Annotated in this window: 15 protein-coding genes; 7 read left to right on the top strand and 8 right to left on the bottom strand. The window is 45.7% G+C overall.

What is annotated here, in order from left to right:
* Positions 1-8 precede the first annotated feature (8 nt).
* Positions 9-413, bottom strand: coding sequence for a CBS domain-containing protein (locus Q4549_RS05585; RefSeq protein WP_137671708.1), 405 nt, complete (start codon positions 411-413; stop codon positions 9-11).
* Between the two features lie 318 nt (positions 414-731).
* On the opposite strand from Q4549_RS05585, the gene Q4549_RS05580 reads away from it, so the two are divergent.
* Positions 732-3,428: a bifunctional acetate--CoA ligase family protein/GNAT family N-acetyltransferase gene (locus Q4549_RS05580; protein WP_303549963.1), complete on the top strand. Its 2,697-nt coding sequence runs from the start codon at positions 732-734 to the stop codon at positions 3,426-3,428.
* A 49-nt stretch (positions 3,429-3,477) separates the two neighbouring features.
* Here Q4549_RS05580 and Q4549_RS05575 read toward each other — a convergent pair whose 3' ends face one another.
* The 3 genes from Q4549_RS05575 to Q4549_RS05565 form a co-directional block, all read right to left on the bottom strand.
* On the bottom strand, positions 3,478-4,290 hold the full coding sequence (locus tag Q4549_RS05575; protein ID WP_303549962.1) for a M14 family metallocarboxypeptidase: 813 nt from the start codon (positions 4,288-4,290) through the stop codon (positions 3,478-3,480).
* A gap of 203 nt (positions 4,291-4,493) precedes the next feature.
* Positions 4,494-5,186, bottom strand: a complete 693-nt coding sequence (locus tag Q4549_RS05570) for a hypothetical protein (RefSeq protein WP_303549961.1) — start codon at positions 5,184-5,186, stop codon at positions 4,494-4,496.
* 94 nt (positions 5,187-5,280) lie between these two features.
* Entirely contained in the window at positions 5,281-6,183 is a 903-nt protein-coding gene (locus Q4549_RS05565; protein ID WP_137671704.1) for a LysR family transcriptional regulator, read from the bottom strand.
* 233 nt (positions 6,184-6,416) lie between these two features.
* Between Q4549_RS05565 and Q4549_RS05560 the strand changes: the two genes are divergently transcribed.
* Genes Q4549_RS05560 through Q4549_RS05545 form a run of 4 tightly spaced genes read left to right on the top strand, consistent with a single transcriptional unit; the run spans position 6,417 to position 12,177 of the window.
* Positions 6,417-7,184 carry a (Fe-S)-binding protein gene (locus Q4549_RS05560; RefSeq protein WP_303549959.1) on the top strand — a complete coding sequence of 256 codons (768 nt, stop codon included), beginning with the start codon at positions 6,417-6,419 and terminating at the stop codon, positions 7,182-7,184.
* The gene (locus Q4549_RS05555) at positions 7,181-8,623 is read left to right on the top strand and encodes a LutB/LldF family L-lactate oxidation iron-sulfur protein (RefSeq protein ID WP_303549957.1); all 1,443 of its coding nucleotides are present in this window, start codon (positions 7,181-7,183) and stop codon (positions 8,621-8,623) included. Before Q4549_RS05560 ends, Q4549_RS05555 begins: the two co-directional genes overlap by 4 nt.
* Positions 8,620-9,288, top strand: a complete 669-nt coding sequence (locus tag Q4549_RS05550; protein WP_303549955.1) for a lactate utilization protein C — start codon at positions 8,620-8,622, stop codon at positions 9,286-9,288. Before Q4549_RS05555 ends, Q4549_RS05550 begins: the two co-directional genes overlap by 4 nt.
* 57 nt (positions 9,289-9,345) lie before the next feature.
* Complete coding sequence (locus Q4549_RS05545; RefSeq protein WP_303549953.1) at positions 9,346-12,177, top strand: FAD-binding and (Fe-S)-binding domain-containing protein; 2,832 nt, start codon at positions 9,346-9,348, stop codon at positions 12,175-12,177.
* Between the two features lie 49 nt (positions 12,178-12,226).
* Here Q4549_RS05545 and Q4549_RS05540 read toward each other — a convergent pair whose 3' ends face one another.
* The gene (locus Q4549_RS05540) at positions 12,227-13,678 is read right to left on the bottom strand and encodes a P-loop NTPase fold protein (RefSeq protein WP_174235916.1); all 1,452 of its coding nucleotides are present in this window, start codon (positions 13,676-13,678) and stop codon (positions 12,227-12,229) included.
* 215 nt (positions 13,679-13,893) lie between these two features.
* Between Q4549_RS05540 and Q4549_RS05535 the strand changes: the two genes are divergently transcribed.
* Positions 13,894-14,667 carry a fumarylacetoacetate hydrolase family protein gene (locus Q4549_RS05535; RefSeq protein ID WP_303549951.1) on the top strand — a complete coding sequence of 258 codons (774 nt, stop codon included), beginning with the start codon at positions 13,894-13,896 and terminating at the stop codon, positions 14,665-14,667.
* A gap of 280 nt (positions 14,668-14,947) precedes the next feature.
* On the opposite strand, the gene Q4549_RS05530 is transcribed toward Q4549_RS05535, so the two are convergent.
* The 3 genes from Q4549_RS05530 to Q4549_RS05520 form a co-directional block, all read right to left on the bottom strand.
* Positions 14,948-15,505: a phaC PHA synthase gene (locus Q4549_RS05530; RefSeq protein WP_137671699.1), complete on the bottom strand. Its 558-nt coding sequence runs from the start codon at positions 15,503-15,505 to the stop codon at positions 14,948-14,950.
* Between the two features lie 149 nt (positions 15,506-15,654).
* Positions 15,655-16,899 carry a cytochrome-c peroxidase gene (locus tag Q4549_RS05525; RefSeq protein ID WP_303549949.1) on the bottom strand — a complete coding sequence of 415 codons (1,245 nt, stop codon included), beginning with the start codon at positions 16,897-16,899 and terminating at the stop codon, positions 15,655-15,657.
* A gap of 154 nt (positions 16,900-17,053) precedes the next feature.
* Positions 17,054-18,010 (bottom strand): AraC family transcriptional regulator, encoded by a 957-nt coding sequence (locus tag Q4549_RS05520; protein ID WP_303549947.1) that lies wholly within the window; start codon positions 18,008-18,010, stop codon positions 17,054-17,056.
* A 131-nt stretch (positions 18,011-18,141) separates the two neighbouring features.
* Between Q4549_RS05520 and Q4549_RS05515 the strand changes: the two genes are divergently transcribed.
* A complete protein-coding gene (locus tag Q4549_RS05515; protein WP_303549945.1) occupies positions 18,142-18,963 on the top strand; it encodes an SDR family oxidoreductase in 822 nt (273 codons plus the stop codon).
* The last annotated feature ends 138 nt before the right edge of the window (positions 18,964-19,101 follow it).

Here is a 19,101-nt window from a genome sequence, read left to right as displayed (position 1 = left end):
GTTATTTGCTACTTGAGATTAAACTCTTTCACCGCGTTAAGAATACTGCGAATACTGTATTGGCCAATAAACTTACCATTTTGCACTACAGGCATTCTGCGGCGTTTTTCCTTAATCAGTTTTTCTGCTACTGCCAGTATGTCCATGTCAGTGCCAATAACATCCACTTCTTCGGTCATAAAATCGGCAACACTTCCTCCAATCTCTCCGTGGTAAGTGCCTTTTAAAATCGCCTGTAAACAGTCTATTTCAGAAATGACTCCAACCACTTCACGTTGTTGGTTTATTACTGTGGCACCCGATACTTTTGCCGCAAGCATGATGTCGATAGCCTCAAACAACGAGGTAGTAGGTTGTACTGTTACCGGATTTTTAGTCATGTAATCGATCGCGCGAATAGAGGTTAACGCCATGCTTTCTTCCTTAAAATTGCAGGGTTTCTTTAAGATATGAATAAAAAAATCGCTTTTTGTCCAGTTGTTTGTATAAAAAACTAGTGCGAGTTAAAAAAACCAAGGTGACTTTAAAATAATTGTAGATGCTATGTTACGTAATAACCTGATTATTTAGCTTAAAGGCATTTTCGTTCAAAGGACTTACCCAGATAACACTCGGTAGACTGCGACCTTGGTAGTAGAGTGTAAATACTGTGAACAATGAATACCTTAGTCTTTTAAGATAAGCGTTACACTTAAGCCTAATTAGCTAAAAGAAAAAGCGAGACTGCTGGAATGAGCCAACGCAAATTGCATGACTTGTTTTCTCCAAAATCTATTGCGGTGATTGGTGCATCAAACCGTGCTTTACGCCCCGGCAACGTGGTGATGAAGAACTTGATGAGTGCTGGGTTTAATGGCCCAGTAATGCCGGTAACCCCTAAGTATAAGGCTGTGCTGGGCGTGCTTGCTTATCCGAGCATTGAGAAGCTACCGCAGCGGCCCGATTTAGCAGTGGTATGTGTGAACGCCACACGCCTGCCAGAGGTAATAGAAAAGCTGGGTCAGTTTGGCTGTAAGGCGGCCATTATTACTGCCGGTGGTTTAGACATAAATGTTGATGAACCACAGCAAACGGTTACCGAGCAAATACTCGCATTGGCTCAACGCTACGGTATGCGTATTTTGGGGCCGAACAGTTTAGGCATTATGCTGCCCCAGCTTGGGCTTAACGCGTCTTTTGCTCATGCCAATAGCCAAGTCGGGAAAATTGCTTTTGTGTCACAATCTGCTGCGGTGTGTACCACTGTACTTGATTGGGCTAATGATAAAGGCATAGGCTTTTCCTCGTTTATTTCCCTAGGCGATGCATTAGACATCGACTTTGGAGAGCTACTCGACTATTTGTCTCGAGATGCCAAAACCCAAGTAATTATGTTGTATATCGACTCGGTAAAAGATACTCAACGTTTCATGTCTGCGGCGCGGGCTGCCTCGCGCAATAAAGCTATTTTGGTGATTAAATCTGGGCGCAGTAGTGTGGGGGCCAAGGCGGCTTCTTTGCATACTGGTGGCCTAGTAGGCAACGATGCTGTTTACGATGCCGCTTTTAAGCGTGCTGGTATGTTGCGGGTTAAAGATTTACATGAGCTATTTGCCGCGGTAGAAACGCTGACCTATGCCAATCCTTTGCAAGGTGAGCGATTAGCCATTTTGAGTAATGGCGGTGGTCCAGCAGTATTGGCGGTTGATGCTTTGATGGAGCGCGGCGGTAAGCTAGCTGAGTTTTCCGAAGAGACCTTAGCGAAGTTGTCTGAAGTTTTACCTAGCGCATGGTCGGGGCAAAACCCCTTAGATATTGTTGGTGATGCCGATCCTTCTCGTTATGCCCAAGCCTTAGACATTGTCGCAAGTAGCGGTGAAGCGGATGCCTTGTTACTAATGCATGCGCCGTCGGCATTGGCGGGAGCCGAGTCTACCGCTGAGGCGTTAATCAAGGTGATTAAACAAGACAGTAAAGCGCGGCGGTTAAACATTCTTACTAATTGGATGGGGGAAGCCACGGCGTACCCAGGGCGGATGGCGTTTACCAAAGCGGGCATTCCCACTTATCGAACCCCAGAGGGTGCGGTGGGTGCGTTTATGCACATGGTAGAATTTAGACGTAATCAGAAACTGCTTTCAGAAACCCCAAGTACTACCGTGGAAACCGCTGTTGACCAAAGCGCGAAACAGATTTTGCAAAGTGCTCTAGAACAGCAAAAATTTGTATTAGAAACCCATGAAGCTAAACCTTTGCTGCAAGCTTTTGGTTTGCAAACTATCGATACATGGTTGGTGCATGATGTGGCAGAAGCTATCGCGTGTGCCGAAGATATTGGTTACCCGGTGGCACTGAAAATTCAATCCCCAGATATTTTGCATAAATCCGATGTACACGGTGTCAGTCTAAACATTAACAACCAACAAGAGCTTAAGATTGCCGCAGAATCAATGCTGGATAGGGTTCAGCAGGCTTACCCTCAAGCCAGAGTTGAGGGGATGGTCTTACAGCGCATGGCCTTAACCGCTGGAGCACAAGAGCTGCGAGTGGCAGTGATTAATGACCCGGTGTTTGGTCCTGCGATATTTTTAGGCGAGGGTGGCTCGGAGTGGGATGAAACCCAAGATGCCGCGGTAGCTTTACCGCCACTGAATATGAGTTTGTCCCGTTACTTGGTTATTTCTGCCCTTAAGGCGCAAAAGATTAGAGACCGGCGCTTGCCTAATGGGCTAAAAATGGAAGCCTTATGCACCATGCTCACCCGCTTATCTGATTTAGTGATTGATTGCCCAGAGATTGCCCGTTTAGACCTTAACCCGGTACTGGCAGCAGGCGATAACATTACCTTGCTAGATGTAAACATGCGCTTGCAAGCGGCTGAGCAAGGCTTAGGGCAACGCTTAGCGATTCGCCCCTATCCCAAAGAGCTAGAAGAATATTGCCAGATTAAAAATGGTAGCAAAGTATTGCTGCGTCCTATTTTGCCAGAAGACGAACCCAAGCATTTAGCCTTTGATTCTTCCCTTACCGAAGAAGACCGTTACAAGCGGTACTTTGGCGCGAGAGGGCAGATGACGCATGAAGAGATGGCGCTGCTTACGCAAATAGATTACGCCCGCGAGATGGCTTTTATTGCGGTAGACGAGAGCGCCGAAGACGACCGAGCCATCCTTGGCGTAGTAAGGGCGAGCATTGATCCTGATAACCTAGATGCAGAGTTTGCCATGGTGGTAAGAAGTGACTTACAAGGTCAGGGTTTAGGCAAGCAGCTGCTGCAAAAGCTTATTGCTTATTATCAGGCAATGGGCACCCAAACCTTGAGTGGGATGACAATGATTCAAAACCGAGGCATGGCAGGTTTAGCCAAACATCTAGGATTTAGAGTGAAATTTGAACTGGAAGATGGGGTGATAGAAATGCAGTTAGATTTACAAACTGCTGAAGAGTAAAATCAGCCTAAGAGTGAATCCTTAGGCTGTAAAATGTAAAGCCTAAGGGCTAGAGACTAAAAGCAACAAACTGCTGCATTACAGCGCAGTTTGCATCTATCCGTTGGTCAAAGTCTTCCAGTGCAGGGGTTTCGCTACAAGCGCCCCTTTTCGCCCCTAATCTTACCAAGCAAGATTCAAACGAAGTATCGTAGTGGTTGTGGATTAAGCCCTTATCTAAGGGGCAACCATCGATACTGTTGTCCGCAGCCACTTCAAAAAAGGCCGCTAAGCTGTCGCGTAAACCAAGGCTAAATGCACCAGCGGCTTGTTCAGGCTCAAAAGAATAGACATAGCAGTTATGTTGCAGCACGTCTTCGTGGCAAGTGAGTATGCCATCTGTACTAAGTGCTTTTAGCAAGTCTTGTTGAGCAATCAGTAGTTTGCCTTCTACAGAGCTATCGGCACTTTCAAGTGCACGTCCGGCGGCAAACTCAAAACCTCGGTTAGGGTTTTCACCATATTGGTTGAAACGATGGCCAGCTTTAAACCCAGTAGGGTTTACCAGTGGCAGTAAACTAAGATTTATCTTGTTGAAAATCTCACTATCTAGCTGTGAGAGAAACTTTAACATGCCCCAAGGCCCAGCGGCTTCTTCACCGTGAAAACCAGCACTAATCAGTAGGTTTAGGCGTGAAGAGTGCGGGTTAGGAGATTGGTAAAGATCGAGTGGGTAAGCGTCTATTTCACCAAGTGTTTGCTGCTGCATTCCTAAACGCTGCATTTGCTCGGCGAGTAAAGAATAAAAGCTATCAATATCATTACTGGCACTTTTGAACTGGCTCGATTGCCAATGAAACTGTTGAAATGAAGAACGGCTCACAAGCTAAGCTCCTGCATGTTATGTGATGAATAGGCTAACACTACCAGCACTTTTGCTTGAGCTCTAGTGTCATTCATTAATTTAGCCCCAGTAATGTTATTGGCTGGCTACAAGCTAAAGTGTTTTAGGAACATGGGCTTAAATGTGTTTTATAAAGATGGTTTTAGGTAGCAGGTTTAGCTGAATAATGAGAATGCTAAATATTAATCGTCATCATCATCGGGGTGTGAATTCACCACTTCTAGTAGTTCTTGCTCCAATAGTTCGGCAATGGCTTGGTGTTTTTTATTCAGGTAAAAGTAGCTTTTGATTTCGATAAAGTGTTGGTCAAAACAGGGTTTGATTTGCTGTCTCTCTTGAGCGCTGTAGATAAATTCGACCGAGCGCTTGCTGGCTGCAAAGTAGTCGGCACGACCTCGCCGCAGCATTTCTACCATTAGTTTTGGCGAGGATACTTTCTCAAAGCCCACTTCAGAGAGTTGATAAAAAATGTTGAAGTAGGGGATGCCGCTTAAACCAACCGGCTTAAAGTTACTCAGCTGGTCAGGGTGGGCGACGCAGTTTTGATCGTGAGGCACCCAAATCCACAACTTTGAAGATTCAATGGGCACATCTATTTTCAGCATGTTGTCGGATTTTCTGCTGGGAAAATCGTAAGGAAAAGCTTCACCGTCTAATAGGTTTAACTCTAACAAGCGACTAGCTCGCGCTTCAGGCAGGGGGATTAATTCGAGCTCAATATCAATTTGTCTGGCGGCCTCTACTAAGTAATCTAAACCCGGTTCATCTTCACCTTCATCTAAATCAAAGTCGAGCACAGCTACCTTCATTAGCGCCGCAGCGATAACCGAAGTACTCAGCAGACTTAAACTTAAACAAGCCACAAGGTTTTTCAAGAGATTGCTCTTACCAGTTGAATACCCTCAGTATAGGGGGATTTTTTATCTTAACTAACGAATACTACTCATTTTTAGTAAGTTGTGAAGCGCGCTAAAAATATTCGGCGATGGCTAAATAGCGCTGGCGAATATGCTCAATAAGTAATTTGATTTTTTTCGGTTGTTGGCGAGTGAAAGGATAGACCGCGTAAATACCGAGTACTTTGGCGGCTTGGCCTACCAATATCTCCTGTAAGCGCCCTGCGGCTAAGTCCTCATGTACCAAGCAGCGAGGTACATAAATTACCCCGTGTCCTGCTATTGCTGCGGTTCTTAAGGCTCTGGCATTGTTGGTACTAAAGCCACTGTTTACTCGAACGGCTTGAGTTTGCTGCTTACTGTGAAACATCCACTCCTCAGCGCCACCTTCTTGGTAGCTGTAGCTTAAGCAGCGATGTTTGGTGAGCTCGTCGGGTGTCCACGGAATACCTCGCTTCGCCAAGTAGCGGGGGCTGGCAACCACCACCCAATGTGAGTCAATAATGTGGCGAGCAATCAGCGAGGAATCAGGCAAGCTGCCGGTTCTAATCGCCAAATCAAAACCGCCTTCTAATAAGTCTACAAAGCGGTTATCCATCGACATATCCACGCTAATGTCTGGGTATTGCTCACAAAACGACGCTAAGGCTTCTGCCAGCAGTAATTCGCCTGAAATGGTGGGCACACTGATTTTAATTTTCCCACTCAGGCTTTCTCCGTATTCGCCTACTTCGGCAAAGGCTTCTTGTGCACTTAGCGCAATATCTTTGGCTTGCAGAAATAGCGCTTGGCCTGCTTCGGTGAGCGAGAGTTTACGGGTAGTGCGATATAGCAGTTGTACCGATAACTCTTGCTCTAAACGAGCCACTCGTTTGCTAATCACTGAGTTGGTGAGCTCTCGTTGTTCGGCTACGCGGCTAAAGGATCCTTGCTCAACCACATCGGCGAACAAAATTAAGTCATCTACATTTGGCATATTTTGGAAATAATTAATTTCTTTGTTTCTATATATGGATGAATGTCGAAGCTGTAAAGTAAATGTTAATTAAAAGTGTGTTTTAGCCTCGGCTTTGTGTGAACTCTCACATTTGGCCTTTGGCACTAAGGTCTTATTTTAGCCAGCGGAGCTTCAACTAAAATAAGCCAATAAACACTAAATTAGCATGACTAGTTTGCATGAGGTAGGGAATGGACCAAGCAGGATTAAGGATGTATCCGAGCAAGCCAAACAAAGTGTATTTTTATGCCACTTGTTTGTTAGACGTGCTTGACCCCAATGGCGGATTAGCCGCAATTGAACTGCTGGAACGTGAAGGCATAGAAGTGATTTGGGTGGAAAAACAAAGTTGCTGTGGCCAACCCGCTTACACGTCTGGTTATCAAGACCAAGCCAAAACGGTCGCCTTAAGCCAAATGGCGCTATTCCCCAACAACTACCCGGTAGTGGTAATGTCTGGCTCCTGCGCCGGTATGATGTTTAAACATTATGCTGACTTATTTGCCGCCAGTGAACATGCCGAAAAAGCACAGGCATTTAGCCAAAGAGTGTTTGAATTTAGTGAGTTTTTGGCACGAGTATGCCGAGTAAAACTAACGGATAAGGGCGAAGCCAGCTCAGTGGTATTGCATACATCCTGCAGTGGCCGACGTGAAATGGGCATACATACAAGCTCTGAGGCCTTATTGGCTCAGTTAGATAATGTTGAACTCAAACAAGCCGCTTACGATACCGAATGCTGTGGCTTTGGTGGCAGCTTTGCATTGCGGCATGCCGAGATTAGCCAAGCGATGGTGGAAGACAAAGCCTCTCATTTAAAGCAATCGGGAGCCGACTATTTAGTGAGTGCCGATTGGGGCTGCTTGGCTAACATTAATGGCCACTTAGCCTATCGTGGCGAGGCCAGCATGTTTAAAGGCCAACACTTAGCCAGCTTTTTGTTAAAGCGCACTAAACCCGCTAGTGAGGCTAAAGCATGAGTGTACAACATTACCAAGCAAGCCAATTTAAAGGCCAAGCCAGCGACGCGCTCGCCGACCAACAACTACGCCAGAACTTTCGCGGCGCCATGGATTACTTACAAGAAAAGCGTAAAGACGCCTTTAGTGATGAAGACGAATTAGCGCAATTACGCTTACACGCCGAGAACATTCGCCAACGCTGCTTAAGCAAGCTACCGCAGTTACTAGAGCAGTTAGAACAAAATTGCCAAGCTAACGGTATTCAAGTGCATTGGGCCGAAGATACCAACCAAGCCCAGCAGCTGATTGCTGAATTAATCCAGCAAGCAGGGGGCAAAAAAGTAGTAAAAGGTAAGTCGATGGTGACCGAGGAAATCGAGCTAAATCACCATCTGGAAAGCCTAGGTATAGAGTGCGTAGAAAGTGATATGGGTGAGTATATTGTGCAGTTAGCAGAAGAAACTCCTTCGCACATTATTATGCCTGCTATCCATAAAAATAAGCAGCAAGTGGCGGATTTGTTCTTAGAGCATATCAAGGATTTTAATTATACCTTGTCGGTAGACAAGTTGATCCAAACCGGTCGAGAAGCCTTACGTAACAAGTTTAAGCAAGCCGATGTGGGCATTTCTGGGGTGAACTTTGCGGTTGCCGAAACAGGCACCCTTTGTTTGGTGGAGAATGAAGGCAATGGCCGCATGACTACCACCGTGCCACCCCTGCATATTGCGGTGACCGGTATAGAAAAAGTGGTGGAGCATTTAAGCGATGTGCCGCCACTGTTTAGTATTTTAACTCGCTCGGCGACTGGCCAGCACATTACCACTTATTTCAATATGATTTCGGGGCCGCGCCGTTCGCCAGAGCGCGATGGCCCGCAGCAAGTTCACTTGGTGTTATTAGACAATGGCCGCTCGCAAGCTTATGCCGATGACGCTTTGCGTAAAACCTTGCAGTGTATTCGCTGCGGCGCATGTATGAATCATTGTCCGGTCTATACCCGGGTAGGCGGGCACGCATATGGCACCACCTATCCTGGCCCCATTGGTAAAATTATTTCCCCGCATTTACAAGGTTTAGAGCAAACCAGTGATTTAGTCACCGCCTCTAGTTTATGCGGTGCTTGTGAAGAAGTTTGTCCGGTGAACATTCCTATTCCCAGCTTGCTGCAGCGCTTGCGTCACGATGCAAAAATGCCTGCGGAGAGCGGCACTTCGTCACTAAAAGGCCAAGCCAGTGCTGCCAGTTTTAGCGAACACAATGTTTGGCGTTTTTGGGCGTGGTTAAGCACTAATCCAAAGATTTATCACCTCGCCACTCGCATGGTTTTAACCTTAGCGAGATATATACCTTTGCCTATGGGCGCGTGGACCCGTTGCCGTTCTAAACCAGAATTGGCATCACAGAGTTTTCATCAGCAAATGAAACAACGGGCAAATAAAGGAGCGAGCTTATGAACAGCGCAAGTGCATTGGCAAAAGCCAATATTATGCAGCGTTTAAGTGCGGTATCTGCGCTTAGCCCTAAACCGTCTGCTGGCAGCCATCAAGCGTGGCAAAGCCCTAGCCACGATGTTCGCTTAACACGATTTAAGCAGCAACTAACCAACGCTCATGCTGAAGTGATAAGCATCCCCAATGCTGAACAATTAATTGGAAGCTTGATTGAGTTCGCGGCGTTGCACCAATGGCAAAGCGCCATGTTAGGCACTGGGGGAGATTGGCATCAGCTGTTTACTCAGGCTTTAACATCGCGACTAAAACTCAGTGTTTTTGAGCAAGATTTTGAGCAGCACAAGTCAGATTTATTCAACAATACGTCGGTAAGCTTAACTGGGTGTGACGCAGGAATTGCCGACACGGGAACCTTGGTGCTTAAACCTAGTGCCGAAGAGCCGCGCAGTTTGTCGCTATTAGCGCCGTGTCATGTGGCTGTTATCAAAGCCAGTCAAATCGTAGATAACTTTGCTTTGTTAATGGCTCAGCAGCAATGCCACCAAGGGCTGCCCAGTAATGTGGTGCTTATATCTGGGCCATCTAAAACGGCTGATATTCAGCAAACCTTAGCGTATGGCGCGCACGGCCCCAGCGAATTAATTGTGATAGTGATTGAGGGCGAATAAGCCACCAAAACGTATTTAGTTGCCAATTATTGATAGTAAATGGAACAGGATTACACCATGAATCAAGCCAACAGCCCGGTGTTAGAGGGATCTTACCAACAACTGTTTGACCAGCTTGCCGCAGAGTTGTTACCCGAACAATTGATGACCAGCCACGCACAAACGCTGGCTTACGGCACCGATGCCAGCTTTTACCGTTTGATTCCCAAGTTAGTGGTAAAGGTAAATAATTTAGCGCAGTTGCAGTTGGTCATGGCTAGCTGCGCCCAATTAGCGCTGCCTTATACTTTTCGCGCAGCCGGAACCAGTTTATCGGGGCAAGCCATTTCCGATTCGGTGTTGATATTGTTAAGTGATGACTGGCGCCAGCATCAGATTTTGGAAGGCGGCGATAAAATTAGCTTACAGCCCGGTGTTATTGGCGCAGATGCTAACCGCTACTTAGCGCCTTTTCAGCGAAAAATAGGCCCTGATCCAGCTTCAATTAACGCGTGTAAAATTGGCGGTATAGCGGCCAACAATGCTTCGGGAATGTGCTGCGGCACGGCGCAGAATTCTTATCACACCATGGCGTCTATTACGGTGGTATTTTCCGACGGCACGGTATTAAATACTGGTGATCCGCATAGCGTAGCCGCCTTTAAACGCAGCCATCAAGGTTTGTTAGAAGGGCTGTCAGAACTCGCTCAAAGCACCCAGCAGAACAAAGACTTAGCCGACAAAATTCGCCATAAATATCGGCTGAAAAATACCACCGGTTACAGCCTTAATGCGCTGGTGGATTTTAGTGACCCTTTCGATATTTTACAGCACCTGATGATTGGCTCTGAGGGCACTTTAGCCTTTATTGCCGAGCTGACTTATAACACCGTGGTAGAACATCCACACAAAGCATCAAGCTTGTTGGTATTTGCCGATAGTGACACAGCATGTAAAGCGGTGCAGGTATTAGCCGACCAGCCCGTAGCCGCGGTAGAACTAATGGACGGCCGCGCGCTGGCCTCTGTGGCAGACCAACCGGGCATGCCAGATTTTATTGCCAGCTTAGACATGCAGGCCTGCGCTTTACTAGTGGAAACGCGCAGTAGCCAAGCCGATGAACTGACCACGCTCTGTCAACAAGTGATGGATAGCTTGGTCAGTTTCCCCCGCATCGGTGAGGTTGCGTTTACCACTAAATCGTCAGAAACCGCCGCCCTATGGGCCATTCGTAAAGGCATGTTCCCCGCAGTGGGTGCAGTGCGGGAAACCGGCACAACGGTGATTATTGAAGACGTTGCCTTTCCGGTAGAACGTCTAGCCAATGGCGTACACGAACTACAAGCCTTATTTACCGAGCATGGTTATCACGAAGCGATTATTTTTGGCCATGCCTTAGCGGGCAACCTGCATTTTGTATTCACCCAAGGTTTTGAAGACCCAGCAGAAGTGGCGCGTTATGGCCGCTTTATGGATGCGGTTAGCCAACTTGTAGCGGTTAAATACCAAGGTTCGTTAAAGGCCGAGCACGGTACTGGCCGCAATATGGCGCCGTTTATCGAGCTAGAGTGGGGCAGCGAGGGAGTAGCGCTTATGCAACAAATTAAGCAGCTATTTGACCCTCAAGGTTTGCTTAATCCCGGGGTGATTCTTAACCAAAACAACCAAGCGCATTTAGAAAATTTAAAACCAATGCCAGCCGCCAACGAGCTGGTGGACAAGTGCATTGAGTGTGGTTTTTGCGAACCCGTGTGTCCATCGCGCAGTTTAAGCCTTAGTCCACGGCAGCGCATTGTATTATATCGAGAGCTTAGTGAACTGCGCCGCAGCGGCAGTAATACCCCGCGTTTAACTCAGTTAGAAAAAGACTTCAAATATCAAGGGGTAGATACCTGTGCTGCGGTAGGCTTATGCGCCGACCGTTGCCCCGTGGGGATCAATACCGGAGATCTAGTTCGCCAATTACGCGAGCAACATTACGCCAAGTATAAAAATATCGCGCGTTGGACAGCCGATCATTTCTCAAGTGTGGCTAGCATCACGCGTTTAGGCTTAGGAACCGCTGAGTTAGGCCAAAAAGTGCTTGGTTCCAGCGCGATAAGCTCAATTAGTAAAGGCATTACAAAAGTCTCAGCGGGTAAGGTGCCAACCTGGAACCCCGCTTATCCCACCCGCGCTAAATACCAGCCGCCACAGCCGCGTTTTCACAAAGATAAAGTGGTATACATTCCCTCGTGTGCAGCCCGCACCATGGCGCCACAAGCTGATGCCATAGATCCTCGGCCATTGGTAGAGGTAACTTGTAACGTGCTGGAAAAAGCCGGTTTTGAGGTGATTATTCCCGATAAGGGAGATGATTTGTGCTGTGGCATGCCTTATCACAGCAAAGGCATGTTCGATATTGCTACAGATAAATCCCAACAGCTGGAAGATATTATTTGGCAGCTTAGCGAGCATGGTCGTTGGCCTGTACTCATGGATACCAGCCCCTGTGCTAAACGCAGCCAAGAGCAATTTTCTCAGCCTATCGATATCTACGAACCGATTGGTTTTATTCATCAGCATGCCTTAGATAAACTAAACATCGCTAAGCTAGAGCAACCAATAATGCTGCATTTAACCTGCAGCTCGCGCCGAATGGATATGCACGATCCCTTGCTAGACATCGCCAATCGCTGCGCCGAGCAAGCTATATTGCCAGAGCACATTTATTGCTGCGGCTGGGCGGGCGACAAAGGCTTTACCACTCCAGAGTTAAATCAAGCTGCGCTAGCGCCATTAAAAGCGCAAGTACCAGAAGGCTGTACTCGTGGTTACAGCAATAGCCGAACCTGCGAAATTGGTTTATCACACCACAGCGGCGTTGCGTATCAGTCTATTTTGTATTTGGTAGATGAAGTGAGTTTGTGATAAATGTTTTTAGGTGGCGAATAGTCTCTAGTTGTTCGCCATATGATTACTATTCGATGTTGCCTGCTAATTCGATAAGTGCTTTTAGGTCATCCCAGAGCCAGTACTTGCTCTGGGATGATTTGTTATTATATAACGAGGTATTTTTTGATAATGACATAAGCCAATTGTGTTTTGCTTGATGCTGGCGCGGTGAGTGGTTGAGCCCTAAAACTCCACCATCGGGTAGATATTCATACTCATAAGTTTGCCCGTAACCGCTTTCTTTTGTTTCTTTTGACAATATAACGCAGCTCATCGCTCTTGTTATATACTCCGAGATAGAAAGCTCTGGGACTACATTAAAACTATGATTTTCCGGAACAAATTTGGAATTATAATAATTAGTCCTAGTGCTATATGCATCTATCCCTTTATCCTGTTCAATTAAGCCTATAACTAAGGCTACTATATTAATGTGTTGAGTTTTATTCGACTGTCGTTTTGTCACGTCTACAGTTCTTAAACATGCATCTATTTTATTGATTAGCTGGTCAATATCTCGAATTTGTAAATCATAAGCTCTAGCTAAAACTGTGACAGCATTTTGTGTAGGTGACTCTGGCTGAGAAGAAAAATATGGGAATAAATCTATATTGGGATACTTAAAATCTGTACTACTCAAATAATGTTCTAAATCTGGTTCAGGCAAGCTCGCTTTTCTATCAAAAAAGCGTTTTAAATATTGCTGTGATTCGAATTCATTACCGTAAACGGCCTTGATTGAGTGACACAATTGCTTGGTATCGGTGGCAACCACAAATACAAAATTCTTTGTAGAGAAGAAGTGTTTGATTACTTCTAACATTTCGATCGCATAAGTAGGCCTACAGCGATCTAGCTCATCTACTAACACTACAACAGGAAGAGTGGCAGAGTAGTTTTGCTGAAGAATTTCAGCCAGTTGTCCTAATCCTGTACGAATTTCTTTAATAGCTTCTATTTGCTCAGCATAATCTTTAGTTAGCTGAGATCTGAAATTATCGGAATCGTCTTCAAATAATTGTTTGACGGTTTCCATTCCAATATTTGAATCGTTTAAGAGCTTTGCGCTGGCTATACCGGCAAGCCCTATAAGTGAGCCTTTTAAAGCTTTACTAAGAAATTGTTTTACTTGCTTAGTTTTTTCTTCTGAGCCTATACCGCTATTGAAGCTTTCCAATTGTGTCAGTAACTCGCTGGCAACAACTGTTAAAGGGTCTTTTGAAAAATCACTTTCCCATGCATCTATGTAGATAACGGGATGCTTCCTTTGTAGCAATAACGTGTAAAATCGTTTCAGAAACTCAGTTTTACCGGTCCCCCATGCACCATTTAGATTTAATACAAAACCATGTTTCTCACCAGTGATGTAATTAGCTAAAAACTCCCCATATTCATGTCTTTTCAGTTTGCAATTGCTGAAATTATGAGTGCTTTGCCATTTAGAAAATTTGGCATTTGTTATTGACAGCTCTGACATTTAGGTTGCTCGGTTAAGGAGGCAATATCCTTCGATGCTACAATTCTAAAACTTAAGATAAAAGGTATTAGCTACTTTATTGTCAAATTTATTGATACGAATGGGAGGTTAATCTAAAGAGTGATTTTATTTACTGTCCTGAGACCAATATCCTTTTTATCATACAAATACCCTTGTATCATGTTTTTACTCGTTTCCATCAATAAGATCCTGTAATGAATAAAGACACTAGCCTGCAAGCCGCTAAGGTATTACTTAGCAATCGCAATACCGATCAAAAAGTTGCGCGTTTAGCGCCTGAGCTTCGCCCTCATACCATTGATGACGCACTAGAGATACAAGCGGCAATGGCAGAATTACGCCAAGATAAGATTGGTGGCTGGAAGTGTTTATTACCGCCAGCAGAAGACAAAGTGATTGTGGCGCCTATTTTCACTGCCGATGTGCAAAGCGGCGCTCAGTGTGAGCTAATGGCCGATACTGGCATTGCCAAAATTGAACCAGAAATCGCGTTTGTTCTCGCTAAAGACTTACCGGCTCAAGCAGATGATTACAGCGAAGCGCAGATTAACGACGCGATTGGCGATTGCCACATGGCTTTAGAACTTATTCAGCGCCGCTTTGCCGACAGTGAAGAGGCTGCGTTTTTAGAAGTGCTAGCCGATGGCTTAGTTAACCGAGGTTTGTACTTGGGGCCTAAATTAGATAAAGCCAAAGCGTTTGCCGCCAGCAGCATTCAGTTAAGCCTTAGTCAAAACGACAACAAACAAAGCTTTGAGGGTAAACACCCAAATCAACACCCTGTCAGCCCTATTTACTGGCTAATTAACTTTATGAGCAAGCGAGGTGTAAGTTTTAAGGCAGGAGAAGCGCTTATTACTGGCTCTTACGCTGGCATTGTAGAGTTGGAGTTTGATGTTGATACCTTGATTGAATATCAAGATTTAGGCGCTTATCAAGTTAAGCTGGTAAAAGCCCAAGCTAGCTAGGCTTACCGAATGCTTTGGTAAACAAGCTTTCATCTAGAAAAGAGCCTTAGGGGCTCTTTTTTTATGTTTACTGTTAGCCTTTGGGGTTAATGCAGGCCTTTAAAGTAATGGGTATAGGCTGTTCTTTAATGAGGGCGCTTAAATAAATGGCAGAAGCTTTAGAGGGCTATGATGTGGCGATGAAACCGCAAGTTAGAGGAAGGTGGTAAGGTTATAGGGCAATAAAAAAGGGAAAAACCATGCTTGGCCTTTCCCTTATTAGCGATTAACTCAGTGCTATTTATTTAGCAAAGTTAATAATTGGGAAGCACTTGAAGAAACCATTGTCTGCACAGTTAATTAAACCAATTTGAACGCCGTCAATAGTATTTGTTTTGTTGAATATGCCTAACTGGAAGTTAGATTTTTCAGAAATACTGGCAACACCTATATCTGCTTTGGTGTAGCCTTCAGAGTAGTTAACCGCACTCCAGTTTAAGCCATTCACATCGTTAGTTACGTTTACTGCAGCTAAGTTAACACCGGTAGTTGAGCCTGTGTTCCAGTTAAACAAACCTAAAGAAGCGCCTTTCATTTCTTCGGTCACTTTAGCGCCACCAAAGAATAAACCAAAGTTAACACCAGTGGTGCGTTTGGTTTCAGACATACCTAGTACAGAAAAATCTACACCTTTTACTTCGTCTACCTGGCCGTGAAGAACCGATAAACGTACGCCGCCAACAGCGTCAGCATCAGGTGCATTGTAGCCATTCATTGTTGAGAACATAACAGGTGCGCTAGCCATTGCAGGGGCAGAGACAAAAGCAGCTAAAGCTAAAGCAGGGATGAATTTTTTCAAAGGTAAATCTCCAAAAAACACATCGATATCTTTGCTCTCATATCAATGTGTTAGTCAATTAAATAGGGCGCGAAGTATACATTAGAGATAGGTAATTGAAATACCGCATTGCTTATATCTACTATACGTCCTGTGTAAACTATTTGTTCCTAGTTAAATGGATCGCTGTATTTCTCATCGGCCAGCATATCGTGGTCGCTTAGAGTGTTTAAAAACGCGATCAGTGCTTGTTTTTCATCTTCGCTAAAGTTGAATTTTACCGCTTGGCCATCTGAGCCTAATAATGGCGCTCTTAAATTGGGATGAAGTTGAATACCGCTGCTGTAGTGCTCTATTACTTCATCTAAGTTGGTAAAACGGCCGTCGTGCATATAGGGCGGGCGAATGGCAATGTTACGTAGTGACGGCGCTTTAAACTTGCCGTTATCGTTAGCTGTGCCGGTGGTTTCTGCAATACCTAAATCGTCACTAGACTCTGCATCTAGCCCATTAACGGTTGATGTAGTCGTACCTATTGGGCCATTTGGTATCGGGCCAACAAAGGCTTCGCTTACATGGCATCCGGCGCAGTTGACACTGTCACCATTTTCAAGCTCTCTTGGCAGAAGAAAAAGATCTTTGCCAAGGTTTTCTTGAGCGCTAAAACCTGGGAAATCCAAGCGTGGAGATTGTACTTCGGCTCTGGCGAGATCGTATTTGGCGGTGGTGCTTACCATGCTTCTTATAAACTGCGCCAAGGCTTTTGATATGCGGTCACTTGAAATGCTTTGGTCGCCAAAGGCATCGTTAAATAGCGCAGGGTAATAGGTTTGATTAGCCACTATTTCTTCTAGCTCGGCTAAGATAAGCCCCATTTCTACCGGGTCTTGAAAAGGCATTAAAACTTGCTCTTCTAAGGTGGCAGCGCGTTCGTCCCAAAAGAAGCTGCCGCTAAAGTAAAAGCGCGCATTGACTATGCTCATTGAATGGCGGCGAGTTAGCTCACCGTTAAAGCCTTGGCTGAGCACTTTGGGATCGGAAAAACCGTGCTCGGCTAAGTGGCAAGAAGCGCAGGCCGTAGTGCCATTGGCACTCAGTTTTTTGTCGTAAAACAATACTCGGCCTAGGGTGGCACCGGCATCAGTTATTGGGTTGTCTACTGGCGTGTTGTCGAATTCAATAGCGGCATGTTGAAACTGAGATTGCGCGGGGAAGTTGTTCTCGGTGTAGTGCGTCGGCAAAGCAATATTGGCGTAATTAAAGTGTTCACTGGGTAAGTTGAGTTCAGTTTCTGGTTCGATAACTGGTGGAGTAGTCTCTGAGTCATCGTTGTTGCTGCTGGATTCACTTCCTCCACCGCATGCGCCGAGTAGTAAAACCATGCTTAGTTGTAACGCAATGTGCTTGTTCTTCACTGAAATGTACCTTAAAAATCCTTTTTTTTAACATAACAGTTGCTGTGTAAAGATACGTAAACCAGCGCAAACTCTGTTAATAATGTGACGAGTTTCCGCAAATTAGCGGGCTGTATTCGCCAAGCGTTTTTGGTGAAACCAAAGCCTGCTTACGCTAAACAATTTTGCCGGGGGATATTCCCATCACTCGTTTAAAGGCGCGCGAAAAGGCGGCTTCAGAGTTGTAGCCCAGCTCTTCAGCTAACACCATTAAAGGGATGCGTTGCTGCTTTAAGCGTTGGTGAGCTAAGTTCATTCGCCATTCAGTCAGATAATTTTTAACGCTGTTACCAATAAGCAGGGTAAAGCGAGCAGAAAAACCAGAGCGCGACATGCCACATTCTTGCGCTAATGAATCTACTGTCCAATCTCGTTCTGGCTGGTGGTGAATGGCGCGTAAGGCAATGCCTATGTGTTTGTCGCGTAGCGCGCCCAACCAACCTTCGCTGGCTTGGGGGGATTGCTCAATCCAATGGCGAATGAGCTGAATCACCAGTATGTCGGCCAAGTGAGTAATAATGGTTTCTCCACCTGGCCTTAGCTGCTCAGCTTCAGAGGAAATAAGCGCCAAACTACTACTTAACCAATCTTGATGTCCGAGTTCGGTGTGTTGCAATACCAGCACTGGCGGTAGCTGCTGAATAAGTCGCTGGGCAGCCAGCAAATCAAAGCCCAGTACTCCGCAGGTTACCTCGGTCAATTCGCCCGTTTGGTTAATCTTAAGTACTTCATAACGCTCACTTATCCGTTCCACGCCAGCATCAAACAGCGGCGTGGGAGTAAGTTGTGGGTCGCTACTTAGGCTATGGCCTTTGCCATGGGGCACCAATACTAAAGTCCCTTGCTTAAGTCGCTGAGGTGCTAGGCCCTCTATGCTCAACCAGCATTGGCCTTTAGTTACGATATGAATCATTAATTTACCCGGCAGAATAGGCATGTCGAGTGACCAGTCGCCACGCACCGTTGAGCGGCAATATAGGCTGCCATCTACGCGTAGTTGGTGCAGAGTCTCGCCCAAAGGATCGTTGGCTTGTGGAAATACCGGTGTGTTAACCCTGGTTGCTGCTTGCATAGAGATTATGACTATTTAGGACGAATGGTTAAAAATTGTAGATGTATAAGCATTAAGTATCCAGTTTTAACGCGAGATACTAAGCCCGTGGATGAGCCACTACTTACTTGTTTTTAACTCGGAGCACCCAAATGACTTCACACACAACCTTGATTGTTGGCGTAAACGGTAAAACCGGTCGTCGCGTAAATAGTTTATTAGCAGAGGCAGGGCGCCTTACCCGTGGGGTATCTCGCTCTACGTCTCCCTCTTTTGATTGGTTAAACCCTAGCACTTGGCAAGCCGCTATGCAGGGCTGTGATTCAGCGTATGTATGTTACCAACCCGATTTAGCTGTACCCGCTGCACAAGCGGCGATTGCTGAGTTTATTGAGCATGCAAAACAAGCCGGCATTCAACATATTGTTTTGCTCTCGGGACGCGGGGAAGATGGCGCGGTTGCTGCCGAGCGACAGTTAATTAAAAGCGGCTTAAGCTGGAATGTAGTGCGCGCTAGCTGGTTTTCGCAAAACTTTAGCGAAGGCTTTTTAATTGAGTCGGTAAACAGTGGCCAAGTGGCGCTACCACGCGCAGATGTACTAGAGCCTTTTGTTGATGTAGACGATATTGCTGAAGTGGCGGTAGCGTGTTTAACCCAACCTGCATTACACAATCAACTGTTTGAGGTAACAGGGCCCGAGCTGCTGAGTCTACGAGAATGTGTGGCGATGATCGCTAATGCCAAACAGCGCTCCATTGAGTTTGTTGAACTCAGCGTAGAGCAGTTTGTGGGCGCTTTAAAACAACAGCAATTCCCAGACGATATGTTGTGGTTAATGAATGAGTTATTTAGCGAAGTAATGGATGGCAGAAATAGCCATTTGTGTCACGGTGTCGAGCAAGCGCTTGGGCGACCCGCTAAATCATTCGCAGACTACGTAAACGCAACAGCAGCACAAGATATGTGGTCATAATTAGTGCCAGCCAGTGGGGAGCAATGTGCTGTTTGGTATTGTTCCTCACTGACTTACCTAGGAGATTGTTTGGGCTTAGCGCGAAGAGCAGGCGCAAAAGCTTGGTATTCAAGACGTTGATAACTGGGTTAATAAACA

The organism is Agarivorans sp. 2_MG-2023, from assembly GCF_030548085.1.
Lineage (GTDB): Bacteria > Pseudomonadota > Gammaproteobacteria > Enterobacterales > Celerinatantimonadaceae > Agarivorans.
Note: the sequence above shows the minus strand (reverse complement) of the source record. Positions and strands in the feature narration are given on the sequence as shown.